Source organism: Acidovorax sp. GBBC 1281 (assembly GCF_028473645.1).
Lineage (GTDB): Bacteria > Pseudomonadota > Gammaproteobacteria > Burkholderiales > Burkholderiaceae_C > Paracidovorax.
The window spans coordinates 3,271,011-3,289,402 of record NZ_CP097269.1 but is presented as its reverse complement, the minus strand read 5'-3'; the positions used below and the strand labels follow the sequence as shown (position 1 = coordinate 3,289,402).

General features: G+C 68.1%; 21 protein-coding genes. 12 read left to right on the top strand and 9 right to left on the bottom strand.

Annotated features, from left to right (window positions below; translation table 11 throughout):
* Positions 1–110 precede the first annotated feature (110 nt).
* The 3 genes from M5C96_RS15350 to M5C96_RS15340 all read left to right on the top strand — a co-directional run bounded on the left by M5C96_RS15350 (position 111) and on the right by M5C96_RS15340 (position 2,233).
* Entirely contained in the window at positions 111–1,394 is a 1,284-nt protein-coding gene (locus tag M5C96_RS15350) for a phospholipase D-like domain-containing protein (protein WP_272564013.1), read from the top strand.
* Positions 1,395–1,493: 99 nt separating this feature from the next.
* Positions 1,494–1,775, top strand: coding sequence for a hypothetical protein (locus tag M5C96_RS15345; protein ID WP_272564012.1), 282 nt, complete (start codon positions 1,494–1,496; stop codon positions 1,773–1,775).
* A complete protein-coding gene (locus M5C96_RS15340) occupies positions 1,775–2,233 on the top strand; it encodes a hypothetical protein (protein WP_272564011.1) in 459 nt (152 codons plus the stop codon). Before M5C96_RS15345 ends, M5C96_RS15340 begins: the two co-directional genes overlap by 1 nt.
* A 56-nt stretch (positions 2,234–2,289) precedes the next feature.
* On the opposite strand, the gene M5C96_RS15335 is transcribed toward M5C96_RS15340, so the two are convergent.
* From M5C96_RS15335 to M5C96_RS15325, 3 genes are all read right to left on the bottom strand, one after another.
* A complete protein-coding gene (locus tag M5C96_RS15335) occupies positions 2,290–3,186 on the bottom strand; it encodes an alpha/beta hydrolase (RefSeq protein ID WP_272564010.1) in 897 nt (298 codons plus the stop codon).
* 172 nt (positions 3,187–3,358) lie between these two features.
* A complete protein-coding gene (locus M5C96_RS15330) occupies positions 3,359–3,691 on the bottom strand; it encodes a DUF2322 family protein (protein WP_272564009.1) in 333 nt (110 codons plus the stop codon).
* Between the two features lie 122 nt (positions 3,692–3,813).
* Complete coding sequence (locus M5C96_RS15325; protein ID WP_272564008.1) at positions 3,814–5,625, bottom strand: glutamine--tRNA ligase/YqeY domain fusion protein; 1,812 nt, start codon at positions 5,623–5,625, stop codon at positions 3,814–3,816.
* A gap of 166 nt (positions 5,626–5,791) precedes the next feature.
* Here M5C96_RS15325 and M5C96_RS15320 point away from each other — a divergent pair, with 166 nt between their 5' ends.
* The 8 genes from M5C96_RS15320 (at position 5,792) to M5C96_RS15285 (ending at position 11,353) form a co-directional block, all read left to right on the top strand.
* A complete protein-coding gene (locus M5C96_RS15320) occupies positions 5,792–6,163 on the top strand; it encodes a hypothetical protein (RefSeq protein WP_272564007.1) in 372 nt (123 codons plus the stop codon).
* Between the two features lie 138 nt (positions 6,164–6,301).
* Positions 6,302–6,745 carry a type II 3-dehydroquinate dehydratase gene (gene aroQ / locus M5C96_RS15315; RefSeq protein ID WP_272564006.1) on the top strand — a complete coding sequence of 148 codons (444 nt, stop codon included), beginning with the start codon at positions 6,302–6,304 and terminating at the stop codon, positions 6,743–6,745.
* 2 nt (positions 6,746–6,747) lie between these two features.
* Complete coding sequence (locus tag M5C96_RS15310) at positions 6,748–7,677, top strand: alpha/beta fold hydrolase (protein WP_272564005.1); 930 nt, start codon at positions 6,748–6,750, stop codon at positions 7,675–7,677.
* Entirely contained in the window at positions 7,674–8,093 is a 420-nt protein-coding gene (arfB, locus tag M5C96_RS15305) for an alternative ribosome rescue aminoacyl-tRNA hydrolase ArfB (protein WP_272564004.1), read from the top strand. The genes M5C96_RS15310 and arfB overlap by 4 nt, the downstream gene beginning before the upstream one ends.
* A 119-nt stretch (positions 8,094–8,212) precedes the next feature.
* A complete protein-coding gene (locus tag M5C96_RS15300) occupies positions 8,213–9,055 on the top strand; it encodes a DODA-type extradiol aromatic ring-opening family dioxygenase (protein WP_272564003.1) in 843 nt (280 codons plus the stop codon).
* A gap of 81 nt (positions 9,056–9,136) precedes the next feature.
* Positions 9,137–9,814 (top strand): alpha/beta hydrolase, encoded by a 678-nt coding sequence (locus tag M5C96_RS15295; RefSeq protein ID WP_272564002.1) that lies wholly within the window; start codon positions 9,137–9,139, stop codon positions 9,812–9,814.
* Positions 9,815–10,038: 224 nt separating this feature from the next.
* Positions 10,039–10,926 (top strand): DUF3014 domain-containing protein, encoded by an 888-nt coding sequence (locus tag M5C96_RS15290; protein ID WP_272564001.1) that lies wholly within the window; start codon positions 10,039–10,041, stop codon positions 10,924–10,926.
* Between the two features lie 124 nt (positions 10,927–11,050).
* Positions 11,051–11,353, top strand: a complete 303-nt coding sequence (locus M5C96_RS15285; RefSeq protein ID WP_272564000.1) for an antibiotic biosynthesis monooxygenase family protein — start codon at positions 11,051–11,053, stop codon at positions 11,351–11,353.
* A gap of 84 nt (positions 11,354–11,437) precedes the next feature.
* Here M5C96_RS15285 and M5C96_RS15280 read toward each other — a convergent pair whose 3' ends face one another.
* From M5C96_RS15280 to M5C96_RS15255, 6 genes are all read right to left on the bottom strand, one after another.
* Positions 11,438–12,259, bottom strand: a complete 822-nt coding sequence (locus M5C96_RS15280) for a zinc-dependent peptidase (RefSeq protein ID WP_272563999.1) — start codon at positions 12,257–12,259, stop codon at positions 11,438–11,440.
* A 53-nt stretch (positions 12,260–12,312) separates the two neighbouring features.
* Complete coding sequence (locus M5C96_RS15275; protein WP_272563998.1) at positions 12,313–13,101, bottom strand: UDP-2,3-diacylglucosamine diphosphatase; 789 nt, start codon at positions 13,099–13,101, stop codon at positions 12,313–12,315.
* Between the two features lie 37 nt (positions 13,102–13,138).
* Positions 13,139–13,645 (bottom strand): peptidylprolyl isomerase, encoded by a 507-nt coding sequence (locus M5C96_RS15270; protein ID WP_272563997.1) that lies wholly within the window; start codon positions 13,643–13,645, stop codon positions 13,139–13,141.
* Between the two features lie 60 nt (positions 13,646–13,705).
* Positions 13,706–14,290: a peptidylprolyl isomerase gene (locus M5C96_RS15265; protein WP_272563996.1), complete on the bottom strand. Its 585-nt coding sequence runs from the start codon at positions 14,288–14,290 to the stop codon at positions 13,706–13,708.
* Positions 14,287–15,570 carry a L,D-transpeptidase family protein gene (locus M5C96_RS15260; RefSeq protein ID WP_272563995.1) on the bottom strand — a complete coding sequence of 428 codons (1,284 nt, stop codon included), beginning with the start codon at positions 15,568–15,570 and terminating at the stop codon, positions 14,287–14,289. The genes M5C96_RS15265 and M5C96_RS15260 overlap by 4 nt, the downstream gene beginning before the upstream one ends.
* 100 nt (positions 15,571–15,670) lie before the next feature.
* Positions 15,671–16,765, bottom strand: a complete 1,095-nt coding sequence (locus M5C96_RS15255) for a L,D-transpeptidase Cds6 family protein (protein ID WP_272563994.1) — start codon at positions 16,763–16,765, stop codon at positions 15,671–15,673.
* 213 nt (positions 16,766–16,978) lie between these two features.
* Here M5C96_RS15255 and cysS point away from each other — a divergent pair, with 213 nt between their 5' ends.
* Positions 16,979–18,358: a cysteine--tRNA ligase gene (gene cysS, locus M5C96_RS15250; protein WP_272563993.1), complete on the top strand. Its 1,380-nt coding sequence runs from the start codon at positions 16,979–16,981 to the stop codon at positions 18,356–18,358.
* Positions 18,359–18,392 lie beyond the last annotated feature (34 nt).

The following is an 18,392-nucleotide window of genomic DNA, read 5'->3' as shown; positions in this document are numbered from 1 at the left end:
CGGCGGCACGCACGCCCCCGCGCAGTGCGCTGCCACGGCCCCCGTGCGCTGGCAGAGTTGGAGGCGTGGGCTTACAAGCGCGCACCCGGCGCCCACCCACAATCGCGCACATGAAAAAAACAGGCCGCACCCTGCTCACCGTAGCACTCACCTTCGTGGCCACCACCGCCATCGTGCTGTTCGCACTGAACTTCACCGCCGGCGAGAAGAAAGTGCAGCACCAGATCCCGCGCCTGTACACCACCGCCCAGCCCCAGTACGAACGTGCCATGGGCAGCCTGCTGGGCCCGGGCATCACCAGCGGCAACGAGGTGGTGGAGTTGCTCAACGGCGACCAGATCTTTCCGCCCATGCTGGCCGCCATCCGGGCCGCGCAGAAGAGCGTCACCTTCGAAACCTACATCTACTGGTCCGGCGACATCGGCAAGCAGTTCGCCGATGCCCTGAGCGAGCGCGCCCGTGCCGGCGTGAAGGTGCATGTGCTGCTGGACTGGGTGGGCAGCTCCAAGATGGACGAGAGCTACTTCACCGAGATGAAGGCGGCCGGCGTGGAGGTCGAGAAATTCCACAAGCCCCACTGGTACAACCTGGCCCGCCTGAACAACCGCACGCACCGCAAGCTGCTCGTCACCGACGGACTGGTGGGCTTCACGGGCGGCGTGGGCATCGCGCCCGCATGGACCGGTAATGCGCAGGACCCCGACCACTGGCGCGATTCGCACTACCAGGTCAAGGGCCCGGCGGTCGCGCAGATGCAGGCCACCTTCCTGGACAACTGGCTCAAGGTCACGGGCAAGGTGATGCACGGCGAAGCGTACTTTCCCGCCATTGCCCAGAGCGGCACGCAGAAGGCGCAGATGTTCTCCAGCTCGCCCTCCAGTGGCAGCGAGAGCATGCAGCTCATGTACCACCTGGCCATCACCTCGTCCGAGCGCAGCCTCGACCTGTCGGTGGCGTACTTCGTGCCCGACGACCTGACCCGGCAGCTGATGCTGGACGCCCTGGCGCGCGGTGTGCGCATCCGGCTCATCACGCCCGGCGAGCACACCGACACCGAAACCGTCAAGGCCGCCTCCCGCGCCACCTGGGGCGAACTGCTGCAGGCCGGCGCCGAGATCTACGAGTACGAGCCCACCATGTACCACTGCAAGGTCATGATCGTGGATCAGCTCATGGTGTCGGTGGGCTCCACCAACTTTGACAACCGCTCGTTCCGGTTGAACGACGAGGCCAACCTGAACGTGTACGACGCCCCTTTTGCCCAACGGCAGACGGTGATGTTCGAGGACGACCTCAAGCGGTCGCGGCGGGTGACCTACCAGGACTGGCTGGACCGGCCGATGAAGGAGAAGCTGGCCGAGCGGATGGCGAGTTTGCTGGAGACACAGCTGTAGGTTGCATGACACCGCTGCAAAACGGTTTTCCTCGGGCGTTGCATCTTGGGCTTTGAGTACGCTGCGTGACAATAAAGCAAGTTGCAAAAGAGAGGTTTCATGAATGACGTGTATGACAGAACTGCGCTCGATGGATCGATTTCTCAACTGGAATCCGTCACCGCCAATTTTGCCCAGCGTTTCATTCAAGACGGAAAAGTGCGGCAGAGTTACATCGGGCAAACCGCCAGTTGGCACAGGAGTACCGCGCCCGGGTGGCATCAAGAGCACTCTCGGCCGACGATGCGGCGCGGCAGGTTCAATCCATTCGCAACGGGCGTGTTCGTCGGCGGTGCCTTGGGTGCGCTGGGGCCCGATCTTTCGTTTGGATGGATTTTCTGATGGCGCTCCGACCGTCGCAGGCTTTTCAGTTGGAACATCGCTGCCCGGCTGAAAAAGAAGCGCCAGCCCTCGTGTTGATGCATGCGCCCAGCGCACGCACGGTCGAACTGCAAGGCGGGGTTCTGGAGGCGCAATTCGAAGGCGAACGCGGATATCTGGTTTTCACGACGCAAGGCAATCCGCAGGAAGAGGCGCTTTTCATCCATTGGCTGAATCCAGCCTTGCATATCGAGGATTCGCTGGAAATCTCTGCCGACTACACCCCGGGCATCTTTAAAAACCCGGAGGTCGCACCAGCAGCGCAGGCCATCATTTTTTCTTTTTTTGACGATGGAAAGCGCTGGTCGGTGACCGTTCTTCAAACGCCTCGGTGGCTGAGGCACAAATACCCCGTCAAGCGCAAAACGCCGTTCTGGAACCGGTCTTGGCTGATGGTGCGAAATGGGCTCGACGATTGATCATTGGGTGACTTGTCCTCCTGCTGAATAGGGCAGTGCAAGCCGTCAAGGCGAGTTCACTGAGCCTGCGGCGTCGCCTGGATGAACGCCTCCACGTCGTCCAGCACCGGCGCGACCCAGCGCAGCGGCCACGCGAATGCGCCGACGAGCGTGGTGTGGCTGGCGCGGGGATACGACTTCAGCGTGACCGGCACGCCAGCGGCCTGCAGCTTCTGCGCCATCTGCTGGGTGCTGCGCTCCGGGCTCACCAGTCGGTCGTTGACCGGGGCCGCCAGGAAGGTGCGCGGCGCGCCGGGGTGTGCGAACTCGATGGGCTGGGCCTTGGGCGGGTAGTTCGGGTGGAAAAACACCGGCTGCGCTTGCGGGTTGTCGGTGGGAAAGAAGTCGTACGGCCCCGCCAGGCCGATCCAGCCGGCAAGCTCGTTCGGCGTGTGGCCCGTGGGCTGCAGCCAGCGCGGGTCCAGCGCCAGCATCGCCGCGTTGTAGCCGCCGGCACTGTGGCCCATGGCGAACACCCGTTTCGGGTCGCCGCCCCACTGCGCCGCATGGTCCAGGCCATAGGCCACGGCCAGTGCGCTGTCCTGCAGGAATTCGGGGTAGCGCACCTCGGGGTAGAGGCGGTAGTCGGCCACCATCGTCAGCACGCCCCGTGCCGCGAGCGCTTCGCCCAGGAACAGGTAGTCGCCGCGCTCACCGCTGTTCCAGGAGCCGCCATAGAAGAACACCGCGACCGGCCAGCCGGCCGCTGGCGCCGTCGTTTTCGGCCGGTAGATGTCCAGTTGCTGGCGCGGCAGCGTGCCGTAGGCCACGCCGGCCTGGACGGTATGGCTGTCCTTGGCCGTGAGCGCATTGAGCGTGCCGACCGCGGAGCAGCCGGTCAGCCACGCGGCCAAGGCCAGGATGCCGGTGACTTGCCATGCCGCGCGGGCCCATGAACGGTGAGGGTGTTTCAATCGCGCCTCCAAGTGGGTGGTCCGGCGATCGGGCCGGGACACAGGCGACAGGCTTGTGTCGGGCGGATTATGGTTGGCGCGCCAGCGCCGTGGCCGTCAGAGATGACGCCGCCATGGAGCGGGTGTCACTGCCGAAATCGCGATGCTTTCGAACCGGCCTTGCCCGCGGATGTCAGGCGGCGGGCGGGAGCGCTGGTACCCGCTGCGCACGGTAGCTGGCCGTGCCGGACGCCCAGGCCACCAGGCGGTCGATGTTGGGGTGCTTGCCGGGATGGGCGTGTGCATCGGCCGTGTGCTCTGCGTACCACTCCAGGCCCAGGCTGGCCGCTGCAGGCGTGATGGTGCCGCCGTACAAGGTGGACAACGCGTTGTAGACGGCCAGGGAGCCCGCTTGTCCGGGCTTGTTTTCCAGCGTGGCGATGACCTGTCCGTCCGGGTCCAGCAGGTGCAGGGCAGAGAGGTCGGCAACGGATGGGAGTTGTTGAAGGCGCGAGGAAAAGTTCATTCTCGAAATCGGGAGTGCGATGCGCCCCTGGCGTTGGATGGCCAGGGGCTTGCATCGGTGGATAACGGGACCGGCCCGCGACGGCGATGGCCGCCGTCGCCCGGGCCGGCTGTTGCGTCGGCTTACTTGCCCCAGGAGTCCTTCAGGCCCACGGCCAGGTTGAACACCGGCTTGCCTGCCGCGTGGTCCTTGCTGTCCGCCACGAAGTACCCGTGCCGCTCGAACTGGAACTGGTCGCCCGGTCGGGCGTTGGCCAGTGAGGGCTCCACGATGGCCGTCACGACCTTCAGGCTGTCCGGGTTCAGCAGCGTGAGGAAGTCTTTCCCGCCGGCATCGGGCTGCGCATCGGTGAACAGCCGGTCGTACATGCGCACCTCCGCCTTCACGCCATCGGCCACGCCCACCCAGGTGATGGCGGCCTTCACCTTCACGGTGTCGGCGCCGGGGGTGCCGCTCTTGGTGTCGGGCACCACGGTGGCCAGCACTTCGGTGATCCGGCCATCTGCGTCCTTGTTGCAGCCCGTGCATTCGATCACGTAACCGCCCTTGAGGCGCACCTTGTTGCCGGGGAACAGGCGCTTGTAGCCCTTGGGGGGCACTTCCTCGAAGTCTTCGCGCTCGATCCACACCGCCTTGCCGATCGTGAAATGGCGCAGGGGCGATTCGGTTCCTTCGGGCGGGTGGGGCAGGGCGGGCAGGCTGCAGGGCTCCAGGTGGCCGGCGCCCATCACCTCGTCCCAGTTGGTCAGCACCAGCTTGACGGGGTTGAGCACCGCCATGCCGCGGTGGGCCTTGGCTTCCAGGTCTTCGCGCAGGCAGCCTTCCAGCGTGCTGTAGTCGATCCAGCTGTAGTCCTTGGTCACGCCGATGCGTTCGCAGAACAGGCGGATCGATTCGGGCGTGTAGCCGCGGCGGCGCAGGCCGACGATGGTGGGCATGCGGGGATCGTCCCAACCGGTCACGATGCCGTTGTCCACCAGGTGCTTGAGCTTGCGCTTGCTGGTGACCACGTAGGTGAGGTTCAGGCGCGCGAACTCGTACTGGCGCGGCTGCGGCGCGGCGATGAGGCCGCCTTCCACCAGGCGGTCCATGAGCCAGTCGTAGAAGGGGCGCTGGTCTTCGAATTCCAGCGTGCAGATGCTGTGGGTGATGTGCTCCAGCGCGTCCTCGATGGGGTGCGCGAAGGTGTACATGGGGTAGATGCACCACTGGTTGCCGGTGTTGTGGTGCTCGGCGTGCTTGATGCGGTAGATGGCCGGGTCGCGCAGGTTGATGTTGGGCGAGGCCATGTCGATCTTCGCGCGTAGCACGGCGGCGCCGTCGGGCAGCTTGCCTTCGCGCATTTCGCGAAATCGCGCGAGGTTCTCTGCCACGGTGCGACTGCGAAAGGGGCTGTCCACGCCGGGCTTGCCGAAGTCGCCGCGGTTGGCGCGCATCTCGTCGGGGGTCTGCTCGTCCACGTAGGCTTTGCCGTTTTCGATCAGGTACTCAGCCGCGCGGTACATGAAGTCGAAATAGTTGCTGGCGTAGTACAGGTGGTCGGCGCCATCGCCGCTGGCCTTCCAGTCGAAGCCGAGCCAATGCACGGCGTCGATGATGGCGTCCACGTATTCCTGGTCTTCCTTCTCCGGGTTGGTGTCGTCGAAGCGCAGGTGGCACACGCCGCCGTAGTCGGCGGCCAAGCCGAAATTCAGGCAGATGCTCTTGGCATGGCCGACGTGCAGGTAGCCGTTGGGTTCGGGGGGGAAACGCGTGCGGATCTTCGCCGGGTCGGGCTGCCCGCCAGCATGGTGGGCCGCATCGCCGGGCGTGCCGCCCCAGCGCGCCTGGGCATGCGTGCCCTTGGCGAGATCGCTCTCGATGATCTGGCGAAGAAAATTGCTGGGCTTGGCCGCGGCGTTGGAGGAGGGGTCGAGGGGGGCTGGGGAACTCATGGCGGCATTCTAGGCGGCGGTGCCGGGGGCGTTACCGGGTGAAACACAGCGCGCTACGTCCAGAAACAACATTGCAGGGGGTTTGTGCCATCCTTTCGGACATGTGATGCGTTGAGCATCCACGGGAGTTCCGCGATGGCGGGGCTCCCATCCAAAGGAGATTTCCATGACGAACAGCCGCTCTCTCTCAGCCATGGCCGCCACCGCCGGCGTGGCGCTCGCCCTGCTGGCGGGCACCGGTGCCGCCCAGGCACGCGATATTTCCTGGTCTGTGGGCATCGGGTCGCCCGGCGTGGCGGTCGGTGTCGGGGGCGGCGGCTACCCCGTCGTGGTGGCCCCGCCAGCCTATTACCCGCCGCCTCGTCCCGTCTATTACGGCCCGCCCCCGGTGGTCTATGCCCCCCCTCCCGTCTACTACCCGCCGCCACGGCCGGTGTACTACGCGCCCCCGCCTCCGGTGGTGGTCGCCCCCTACGGGTACTACGGCGGCGGTCGCCACTGGCACGGACGGGACCGGGGCTACTACTACGGTCGCTGAAACCCATCGCTGTCCCCCTGGCTGCCCATGCAGCCCCAACGGCCCCCTCGGGGCCGTTTTATTTGGGAGCGCCACGCATAATTCGCCCTGTTCGCGTTCGCCGACTGGCGGCGACGCCTTGCCTGGAGTACTGGCCCTGTGAAAACCGTCTTTGTCCTCAACGGACCCAATCTGAACCTGCTCGGCACGCGCGAGCCCTCGGTGTACGGCGTGCACACGCTGGCCGATGTGGAGCGGCTGTGCGCCCAGGCGTGCGAGCGCCATGGGTTTGCGCTGCAGTTCCGCCAGAGCAACCACGAGGGCGACTTGGTGGACTGGATCCATGAGGCCGGCCGCCTCCACGGCGCGGGCGAACTGGCCGGCGTGGTGCTGAATGCCGCCGCCTACACCCACACCAGCGTGGCACTGCTGGATGCCGTCAAGGGCACGGGCGTGCCGCTGGTGGAGTTGCATATCAGCAACGTGCATGCCCGCGAAGCCTTCCGCCACCATTCCTATCTGTCCGGCGTGGCGCGCGCGGTGATGTGCGGGTTCGGCGTGCAGGGCTATCCGCTAGCCATCGACGGCCTGGCGGGATGGTGACGGTGCCCTCCGCCCCGGCGGCCCACCCCGGACCTGCCGGGGCACCCGATGGCACCCCGCCCGAAGTGCGGCGCCTGCAGGCGCTGGCCACGCGGCACACCACGCCTTGCGGCGACGGCGATCTGGTGTGGCACGCCTGGGGACCGGTCGTGCCCGGGCAGCCGCCGCTGGTGCTGCTGCACGGCGGCAGCGGCAGCTGGACCCACTGGGTGCGCAACATCGAAGACCTGGTCGCGGCGGGCCACCAGGTCTGGGTGCCGGATCTGCCCGGTTTCGGGGAGTCTGCTCTGCCCCCGGCCGGCGCCGATGCCGACGCGCTGGTCGAACCGCTGTGCGAGGGCATGCGCGCGCTTTGGGGGCCGCAGCCCTGCGATCTGGTGGGGTTCTCGTTCGGCGGCATGGTGGCGGGCCTGCTGCTGGCCGACCACCCCGAGCTGGCCCGGCAACTGGTCATCGTGGGCGCGCCGGCCATGGGCGTGGTGCCGCACCGCCAGTTCGAACTGAAAGGCTGGCGGCACCTGCCCGCGGACCAGCAGCCGCAGGTGCACCGCCACAACCTCGCCGTCCTGATGCTGCAGGACCCGGCTCTCATCGAAGGCCTGGCGCTGGGCCTGCACGTGGCCAACGTGGTGCGCGACCGCATGCCGCGCCGCCGGCTGGCGCACACCGACATCCTGGCGCGCTCGCTGCCCCGGGTGACCTGCCCGGTGCATGCCATCTATGGCCGCAACGATGCGCTCTACAAGCGCTGGATCGTGGAGCTCGAGGCGGCGTTCCGGGCCGTGGTGCCGGACTTCCGTGGCCTGGACTTCATCCCCGAGGCCGGCCACTGGGTGCAGTTCGAACAGCCCCGGCCCTTCATGGCCGCACTGCTGGCCGCGCTGGTAGACGGGGCGCAGCCGGCGGCCGCACCCTTGGCGGCCGGCCGATGACCGCGCCGCCGGCGGCCTTCGTGCCCCAGGTGGACGAGCGTGAGGTGGAGATCACCGCCATGCGGGCGCAGGGCGCTGGCGGGCAGAACGTCAACAAGGTGTCGAGCGCGGTGCACCTGCGCTTCGACATCGCGGCGTCTTCGTTGCCCGACGGCGTGAAGGAGCGCCTGCTCGCCCTGCGCGACAGCCGGATCACGCAGGAGGGCGTGCTGGTCATCAAGGCGCAGCAGTACCGCAGCCAGGAAGCCAACCGCCTCGACGGACTGCAGCGCCTGCAGGCCCTGGTGGCCAGCGTGGCGCAGCCGCCGCGCACCCGGCGGGCTACCAAGCCGACCTACGGCTCCAAGCAGCGGCGCCTGGAATCTAAGAGCGTGCGCTCGGGCATCAAGGCGCTGCGTGGCCCGGTGCGCGACTGAAAAGGCCGGCAGCGCCACGGCGGGCGTTCGCTGGCCCGTGGCGGCACAGGCCGCGCCGATCGCCCAGGGGGTTGGAACCGCCGCCACCGACCCCATCTGTCGGCAACCGAGGAATCTTCATGTCCGATCTGGAACGGGCCCGCGCACCCACCGACAGCGGCAGGAATGCCGAACTCCCCGCGCTGTACCTCTCCCATGGCGCCCCGCTGTTCGCGGTGGACTCCGGCGAAACCGGCCCGGCCCTCACCCGCTGGGGCCAGGAGGTCCAGGCGCGCTTTCCGCACCTTCGCGGGGTGGTGGTCATGTCGCCACACTGGATGCCGCGATCCCCGAAAGTGATGACCGGGCTGCAGCCCGCCACCTGGCACGACTTCGGCGGATTTCCGCCGGCCCTGTACGCCTTGCGCTACCCGGCCGCAGGCGCCCCGGGCCTGGCCGAAACGGTGCTGGCGCGCCTGCGTTCGGCCGGTATCGCGGCCGAAGGCGATGCGGAGCGGCCCTTCGACCATGGCGCCTGGGTGCCGCTGATGCACCTGTTTCCCGACGCCCGGCTGCCCGTGGTGCAGGTGGCCCTGCCGTCCACCGCCGGCCCAGCCGAGGTCTACGCCATGGGCGCCGCCTTGCAGGGCCTGCGCAGCGAGGGCGTGCTGGTGATGGGCTCCGGCAGCATGACGCACAACCTGGCCGAGTTCTTCGGCGGCGCCAACGAGCCCTTGCCCTATGTGACTGAATTCAGCCGTTGGATCGAAGACGCCGTGCAGCGGCGCGACTGGCCCGCGCTGCTGGACTACCGGCGGCAGGCGCCACATGCCGAGCGCGCCCACCCCAGCGAAGACCATTTCCTGCCCTTGTTTTTCGCCCTGGGCGCCGCCGGCCCCGAGGCGCAGGCGCACTACCTGAGCCGGGAGGTCCGCTACGGCGCCCTGGCCATGGACGCCTTCGCCCTGCAGTCCGCGGCATGAACTCCCCGGCCCCCGTTCCACTCCAACCCCGATTCGCAACCCTTCATCCATGCCTTGAATGCCTTTTCAGGGCACCCATCGATGCTTGATCTGCCGCTTCCCTTTCTGAACCGCCCCGCCGCGTCCCACACCACCTCTCCCTGGCTGCTCGTCCTCATGCACGGCGTGGGCAGCAACGAGGGCGACCTGTTCGGCCTGGCCCCCTACGTTCCCCCGCATTTCCATGTCGTGAGCCTGCGCGCGCCGCATGCCATGGGCCCGGGCTCCCATGCGTGGTTCGAGTTTTCCGTGCTGCCCGATGGCAGCCGTTCCATCCACGAGCCGCAGGAGGCGGCCAGCCGCTCGCTGGTGGCGCTCACGGTCGAGGCCGCTGCGCTGCAGTTGGGTGTGCCGTCCGAGCGGGTGGTGGTGGGCGGTTTCAGCCAGGGCGGCATCATGGCCTTGTCCCTGCTGTTCACCCGGCCGGAGCTGCTGCACGCCGCCATGGTGTGGCACAGCCGGCTGCTGCCCCAGGCGATGCCGTTCGCCGCCGCGGCCGACAGCCTGCACGGCAAGCCGCTCTGGGTGAGCCATGGCGTGCAGGACAACGTGATTCCCCTGGCCCAGGCCCACGCCATCCGCGACCATGCCCGGGGGCTGTCGCTGGACCTGACCTACCGCGAATACCCCGGCGCGCACGAGATCCGGCAGGCCGAACTGACCGATGCCATGGGATGGCTGGGCGGCCTGCAGCACCCGCAGCCGCAGGCCGCGCGCTGAGCGGCTGACCGACGGGCCCCGCAGGCCCGCCGTTCCTTGCGTGGACCCCGGCCGGCTTGTACCGGCCAACGCGCGGTGCACGACACCCCCCATGCCAGCGGTGACTGGACCCGTCACACGGCGTTACGGCCCGGTGGAGTCCATCGCTTCCAATCGATGGGAGGCCGCGGGGCATCTTGTCTTTCTACCGCGGCTTTCCCGAAACCCAAGAAAAGGAGGCATTCATGCCTGAACGTGACACGGTGGAATTGCGGCCCGCGCAGCAGGCTTCCCGCGCCTGGATTCCATGGGTGCTGGTCGCTGGCGCGCTGGGCGCCGGCGCGGCCTGGTGGTTCTGGGGGCGCACGGCGTCCGAGCCGGTGGCGTTACCGCCCGTGGCCAGCCAGTCCGCGTCCCAGGCTGCCGCGCCGCCCGCATCCGCGGCATCCGGCCCGCAGAACCCCATGGACACGGTGCAGCCGCCCGATACCAAACTCCCCACCCTGGCCGAATCGGACCGCCCCCTGACCGAGGCGGTCACGGGATGGGTGGGGGCGGACTCGGTCGCGTCGCTGCTGCGCATGGACGGCTTCGTGCAGCGCGCGGTCGCCACGGTGGACAACCTGTCGCGCCAGAGCGCGCCGTCCCGCCTGTGGCCCGTGCAGCCCATGCCGCAGCGGTTCCTGGTGGATGGCGAGGGCAGCGAGACGGAGACGATCGCCGCCACCAATGCGGGCCGCTACCGTGCCTTCGTCATGCTGGCCGAAGCCATTCCGCAGGACCAGGCCGTTGCGCTGTACGCCCGGCTGTACCCGCTGTTCCAGCAGGCGTACGAAGAGCTGGGCTTTCCGCGCCGCTACTTCAACGACCGGCTGGTGGCCACGCTGGACAACCTGCTGCAGGCGCCCGAGCCCACCGGCCCGGTGCAGGTGCAACTCACCAAGGTGGCCGGTGAGGTGCCCTCTACGCGCCCCTGGGTGCGCTACGAGTTCGCCGACCCGAAGCTGCAGGCCTTGTCCAGCGGCCAGAAGATCCTCGTGCGCATGGGCGTGGAGAACGAGCGGCGGATGAAAACCGTGCTGGCCGAGCTACGCCGCCGGGTCGCGACGGGCGAGATGGCGCGCAAGCCCTGAGCGCCACGGGCGCGCCGATGCTCCTTAGGCCGGCGCGCGCCGCGCTTCGCCGTCCGGTGAGCGCGGCCGCGGTTTCACTTCTGCGGTTTCATTTCTGATCTTTCACTTCGAGGAGCTTCCCACCATGTTCGTTGCCATGAACCGTTTCCGCATCGCCCCCGGCCGTGAGGAGGAGTTCGTCGAGATCTGGCGCCAGCGCGACAGCCATCTGGCGCAGGTGCCGGGCTTCCAGTCCTTCCACCTGCTGCGGGGCGACACGACGCCCGAGCACACGCTGTTCGCATCGCACACCGTCTGGGCGTCGCGCGCGGATTTCGAGGCGTGGACCCGCTCCGACGCTTTCCGGGCCGCGCACGCGGGCGCGGGGCAAAAGCGCGATCTGTACCTGGGGCCGCCGCAGCTGGAACTGTTCGAATCCGCGTTGTGAGCGCCTGCGCCGGCGAGGCTGGCGATTGCTATATAAATAATAGCAATGAGGGCAATGAAATCTAGGGCGTGAAGGGGTTTTGACTCACAATCCCCGGCGGTAGAAGGCGTCCAGCGTGGGCATCAGGTCCGGGAACTCGGCGGCGAACGTCGTCCGGTCCACGAAGTACGCCTCGCACGCCACGGCGAAGAATTCGGCCGGGGCCGTCGCGCCGTAGGCATCCAGCCAGGGCCATTCGCCGCCAAAGCGCTCGGCGATGATCACGCACTCCCCGAAGGCTTCATAGGCCGGCTGCCACGCCGCGCGCCAGGCCTGCCGCGCCGCCTGCGGGCCGGTGGTGCCCAGAAAGCCTGGCGGCAGGGGCGGGTAGCCATCGGCGTTGCCGTTGCGCATGTCCAGCTTGTGCACGAACTCGTGGATGACCACGCTCATGCCCCGGTCCTGGCCGCTGCCTGCGCTGTCCACGGCCGGCCAGCTCAGCATGACGGGGCCCCGGTGCATGGCCTCGCCCAGCAGCACCTCGGTGTAGTCGTGCACCACGCCGGCCTCGTCGGTGGACTGCCGGCGCGCCACGGCCTCGCCGGGGTGGACCACGATGCCCACGAAATCGTCGTACCAGTCGAGCGCCTGGGCGGGCGTGCCCCAGTGCAGCACGGGCAGGCACGCCTGGGCCGCGATGGCGACCGCCATGGCATCGGTGACCTGCAGGCCGTGCGCGCCGGTGAATTCCTTGCGCTGCAGAAAGAGGGCGCTGAGTGCCTTCAGCTTGGCTTGGTCCTGCAGCGGCAGGGCGGACAGGAACGGATAGCGCTGCAGGGTCTGCAGCCAGAGCGGTGCGGAGATCTCCGGCACGGGGGCGACGGTCGCTCGCACGCGGTGCCAGAGTTTGTTCCAGAGAGCAGGCATGAAAGAGGGGGAGGGCCTGCTCGCGCACTCCCTGGCGGAAAAAGAGATGCCGCCTACATGGGGACGGCGGCGAGCCGTTCCAAGCCCCGGCCGGGCGACAAGCGCAGCACCTCGGCGCGCGGCGGGCGGGCGGCCGCGTCCCAGTCGCTCAGCACCACGCGCTGCAGGCCCGGCCCCACGGCGTGGACGGCGGGGCGGTGCGTGTGGCCGTGGATCAGCGTGCGGGCGCCTGCGGCCTGCAGCCATTGCCGCGTGGCCGGGCCGTCCAGATCGGCGTAGGCCGCCTCGCCGGACTGCTTGCGCGCCTCGCTCTGCTCGCGGATGCCGCGGGCCTGCGCGCGCCGCACGGCCAGCGGCTGGGACAGGAACCGCTGCTGCCACTCCATGCTGCGGGCCTGGGCGCGAAAGCGCTGGTAGTCCACGTCGTCCAGGCAGAGCAGGTCGCCGTGGCTGAGCACGGTGCGTTCGCCGCCGAACTGCAGCACCGTCGGGTCGTGCAGCCCCGTCAGGCCACAGTGGGCCAGAAAGCGCGGCCCGATGAGGAAGTCTCGGTTGCCGTGCATGAAGAACACCGGCCGCTGGCGGGCCGCCTCGCGCAGCAGGGCGCCGCATTCGGCCTCGAAGGCGCCCTCGGCATCGTCGATGCAGTCGTCGCCCACCCATACTTCGAACAGGTCGCCCAGGATGAACACCGCGCTCGCGTCGGTGGTCCGCAGATAGCGTCGCCAGGCCTCGAACGTGGCGGGCTCGCTGGCCTGCAGGTGCAGGTCGGAAATGAATTCGACCGTGCGCCAGTCCGAAGGAGCGGCAAGCTCCTCGAACCGGGGCACGGTCGTGGTCACGGGGCGGGCGGGGATGGGTGCGCCGCGGTCGCCGCGATTACAGGGCGACGGCCTTCTCGACGATCACGTCGTCCTTGGGCACGTCGTCATGGAAGCCCTTGCGGCCGGTCTTCACGCCCTTGATGGCATCCACCACTTCGGTGCCCTTGACCACCTTGCCGAACACGGCATAGCCCCAGCCCTGGGCGGACGGCGCGGTGTGGTTCAGGAAGCCGTTGTCGGCCACGTTGATGAAGAACTGGGCGGTGGCCGAGTGCGGATCGCTCGTGCGGGCCATGGCCACGGTGTAGTTGGCGTTCTTCAGGCCGTTGTTGGCCTCGTTCTCGATCGGGGCTTCGGTGCCCTTTTGGTTCATGCCGGGCTCGAAGCCGCCGCCCTGCACCATGAAGCCGGGGATCACACGGTGGAAGATCGTGTTGTCGTAGTGGCCCTTCTTCACGTAGGCCAGGAAGTTCTCGGTGGACTTCGGCGCCTTTTCGGCATCGAGTTCGAGGGTGATGACGCCGTGGCCGGCGATGTGCAGTTCGACTTGGGGATTGCTCATGGGATTCCTTGGAAAGCGTTGGGGGCCGGGAGGGCCGTGGTGAAGAGGGGCCGGCGGGCTTTACTTGACCACGGTGGCGGAGGTGATGACGACGGGCGTCGTGGGCACGTTCTGGTGCATGCCCTTGTTGCCCGTGGACACGGCCTTGATCTTGTCCACCACGTCGGTGCCCGAGACCACCTTGCCGAACACGGCGTAGCCGTTGCCTTCACCGGTGGCGTTGAGCATGGCGTTGTCCTTCACGTTGATGAAGAACTGCGAGGTAGCCGAGTCCGGGTTGCCGGTGCGGGCCATGGCGATGGTGTAGTTGTCGTTCTTGAGGCCGTTGTTGGCCTCCAGCGGGATCGGTGCCTTGGTGGGCTTTTGCTGCATGTCGGGCGTGAAGCCGCCGCCCTGGATCATGAAGCCGTTGATCACGCGGTGAAAGATGGTGCCGTCGTAGTGCTTGTCCTTCACATAGGACAGGAAGTTGTCCACCGTCTTCGGCGCCTTTGCGGGGTCGAGCTGGACCACGATGTCGCCCAGCGACGTGGCGAGCTTCACCTTGGGGGCCGCCGCATCCTGCGCCTGGGCGGGTGCTACGGAAACGATAGCTGCCAGCGCCATGCTGGCCAACGCCAGGGTCGAATTTCTTCTGGAAATCATCCAATCACTCCTTCGAAAAATATCTGCCATTGGTTGCCCTTGCGGGTCCAGTACTGGCGCTTGACGGGGCCGGTGCGGGCCCCTTCGATGACCTCGCCGAACGTTACCACCATGGTGTCGGAGGCATCCGTCCAGCGCAGCAGGGTCTTGTCCTTGAGCTGGATCGGCCGCCCGCGCAGCGCGCGCGTTTCCGCGCCCAGCTGCTTGGAAAACTCCTGCAGCGGCATCTTGCCGTAGCTCTGGAACGTGGGGGCGTAAAACCCCATCAGGCGCTGCAGGTCGCCCTGCGACTTGGCGGTGCGCCAGGCATCCAGCACCGCATCGAACGCCTTGCGGTCGGCCTGCACGCTGTGGGGCGGTACCCATTGCAGTTGCCGTGCGATCACCACCGGTGTGGAGCGCGGCTCCACCGTGCGCAGGATGCGCTCCAGGTCCGGGTTGGCCAGGGCCAGGCACCCGTCGGTGGCCAGCGGCGCGCGTGAGAACTGGTCCGGCGGCGTGCCGTGCAGCCAGATGCCGCTGCCCGTCTTGCCGCGGCTCTGATCCAGCGGATTGGGGTAGTTGATGGGCAGGGCGCCGGCGCCGTAGAAGTCCTTGAGCGTGGCCGGGTCCAGGCGGCTCGTGATGAAGTACACGCCCAGCGGCGTGCGCTGGTCGCCCTCGATGAGCTTTTCGATGCCGAGCTTGCCCACCGAGGCGTAGTAGTCGGCCACGAGTTCCAGCCCGTTGGGCGTGTTCTCGAACAGATAGAGCCGCGAGCGCGACGCATCGACCGCGATCGCGTGCCGTGAACGCAGCGACAGCTCGATGAACTGGGCGGGAATGGTGCGCGCCTGGGGGCGCACCCGCAGGGCATCTGTGCGCTGGCGCGACTCCGCGCGCAGCTCGGCCAGCACGTCGGCGGCTTCCTGCGGCGGCGGGGCATCGCCCTGGCCGGCCGGCACGTCGCCCATCTGCCGCAGCGGCCGCGTGCGGGCCGACAGCAGGTCGCCCAGCGCCAGTTGCGCGAGCTGGAAGTTCGGGTGGTCGCGCACCAGGCTCTCGGCCTTGGCCAGGGCTTCCCGGCCCTTGCCTTCGCCGGTGAGGCGGTAGACCTCCATGAGGCGCTTTTCCGCCTGCCCATCGGCCAGCGGGGCGATGCGCACGGGCGCCGTGCGCGCGTTCTTGCCCACGCCGCGCAGCTTGTCGCCCTGGGCGTGCGCGGGCCAGGCTGCCGCCAGCAGCGACAGCGCCATGCCCGCCGCCATGCCGCGGCTCCAGGGGGAACGTCCCGCAGCCATGCGAGGCTTCAAGCGGGAACGAATGCGGCGCGGTGCGCCAGCAGAGGGCAAGGGAGCATCCCGAAGGCGATGGTGGAGCGTGTCACCGAAACGATCGCCATCAACCGCCGGTGGCCTCGCGCACGATGGTCCACTGGCCGCCGGTGTTCACCAGGTCCAGGGTCTTGCGGCTGTTCACGCTGTAGCTGCCGGAGCTGTAGCCCTGGCGAAAGCGCGCCTGCGCCTTGTTGCCGTTCACGGAGATGCGCAGATCGTTCACGCTGACGTTGATCTTGGCGCGGCCGACGATGCGGTCGCGGCGCTCTTTTTCCCAGGCGGCGTGGCTTTGCTTGCCGTTGGGCGTGTAGTTCTTGTCGTAGGCGCCCAGGTAGGCGTTCATGTCCTGGCTCTCCCAGGCCTTGGCCCAGGCGTGCACTGCGGCGGACACTTCCCGTTCCGCCGCGGCGGCGGCGCTGGAGGCGGTGTTGCCCGTCACTGCGGCAGCAGGGGCCGGAGCCGGGGTGGGCGCCGGTGCAGCGGCCACGGCCGGTGCGGCCGGGGTGGGTGCGGGGGCCGGCGCAGGGGTGGATGGCGCCGGGGAGGCCGCCACGGGCGCGGGTGCCGGGGCAGGGCGTGGAGCCGCTGCTGCCACGGGCGCAGCTGCGGGCGCCTTGGCGGTGGAGGCTTTGGCCTCGGTCGAGAACAGGTCGCGGATCAGAGCCAGCTTGGGCTTGACCGAGCTGGCGTGCGTGGCATCGAGCTGCAGCGCCTTGTTGTAGGCCTGGCTGGCCAGCTTGGCGTAGATGTCGCCCAGGTTTTCATGCGCGGTGGCATAGCTGGGGTTGGTGCGGATGGCCATCTCGAGCGCGGTGCGCGCCTTGTCGAGCTGGTTCTGGTTGGCATACAGCACGGCCAGGTTGTTGTAGGGCTCGGGCAGTTCGGGATAGTCTTCCGTGAGCTTCGTGAAGGTGGCCACCGCTTCGGTCTGCTTGCCCGAATCCGCCTGGGCCACGCCGCGCAGAAAGCGCAGTTGCGGGTCGCGAGGGTTGGCGGTGAGCCGCTGGTCGGCCTTGGCCAGGGCATCCGCCGGCTTGCCTGCCTTGAGCAACTGGGTGATCTCGGCATAGTCGTCCGCGTGGGCCAGCGGGGCACCCAACAAGGCCGACAGGGCAATCAGGCGCAGGAGATGGGCAAGGGTGCGTTGTGGATGCTTCATGGGCGGACGGGAATGGTTGGAGGTGTCAAGCCGTAACGGGGGCTTATACTGCGGCGGATTGTAGCTGAGGGGTTTGTCATGCCGGTACGCTGTTGCCGCTCCTGATTTTGCATGTGCGCACCGCCGCGCACGGCCCTTCCGGGAGGCTCCCGCCTCTTTGCGCAGCCCCTGCCAGGGCGCCGGCTGCACCATCCACCCCTTGACTGAATTTCCATGAGTTTGCGTATCTACAACACGCTGTCGCGTGCGCTGGAGCCTTTTTCTCCGCTGGAGCCCGGACATGTGCGCATGTATGTCTGCGGCATGACCATTTACGACCTGTGTCACATCGGCCACGCCCGCATGATGATGGCGTTCGACGTGGTGCAGCGCTGGCTCAAGAGCAGCGGCCTGCGCGTGACCTACGTGCGCAACATCACCGACATCGATGACAAGATCATCCGGCGCGCGGTGGAGCGCGGCATCACCATCCGCCAGTTGACCGACGAGATGATCGCCGCCATGCACCAGGACATCGGCGCTTTGGGCATCGAGCCGCCCTCCATCGAGCCGCGCGCCACCGAATATGTGCCGCAGATGCTCGCGCTGATCGGCGCGCTGGAAAGCAGGGGCCTGGCCTACCGTGCCAGCGGCGGCGACGTGAACTACGCGGTGCGCAAGTTCGCGGGCTACGGCAAGCTGTCCGGCAAGTCGCTCGACGAGTTGCGCGCTGGCGAGCGCGTGGCCGTGGCCGACGGCAAGGACGATCCGCTGGACTTCGTGCTGTGGAAGTCCGCCAAGCCCGAGGAGCCGCCCGAAGCCAAGTGGGACAGCCCCTTCGGCGCCGGCCGGCCCGGCTGGCACATCGAGTGCTCGGCCATGAGCTGCGCCACGCTGGGCGAGAGCTTCGACATCCATGGTGGCGGCGCCGACCTGCAGTTTCCGCACCACGAAAACGAGATCGCGCAGAGCGAAGGCGCCACCGGCAAGCCGCTGGCGCGCTTCTGGGTGCACAACGGCTTCGTGCGCGTGGACAACGAGAAGATGAGCAAGTCGCTCGGCAACTTCTTCACCATCCGCGACGTGCTGGCCAAGTACGACGCCGAGACCGTGCGCTTTTTCATCGTGCGCGCCCATTACCGCAGCGCCCTCAACTACAGCGACGCCCACCTGGACGACGCGCGCGCCGCGCTCAAGCGCCTGTACACGGCATTGAGCCTGGTCGCGCCGGCGCCCACACCCTCGATCGACTGGACCGACCCCTACGCGGGCCGGTTCAAGGCCGCCATGGACGAAGACTTCGGCACCCCCGAGGCCGTCGCCGTGCTGTTCGATCTGGCCGGCGAGGTCAACCGCACGCAGTCGCCGCAGACCGCCGGGCTGCTGAAGGCGCTGGCCGGGTGCCTGGGCCTGCTGCAGGGCGATCCGCAAGCCTTCCTGAAGGCCGGCGCCACGCTGGACGAAGCCGCCATCCAGGCGCAGATCGCCGCGCGCGCTGCCGCCAAGGCAGCGAAGGACTTCGCCGAGGCCGACCGCATCCGCAAGGCGCTGCTGGAGCAGGGCATCGTCCTCAAGGACTCCGCCGCCGGCACGACCTGGGAGGCGGCGCAGTGAGCGGTTCCTGGATGAAGCGGCCTTTGGCGCCGGT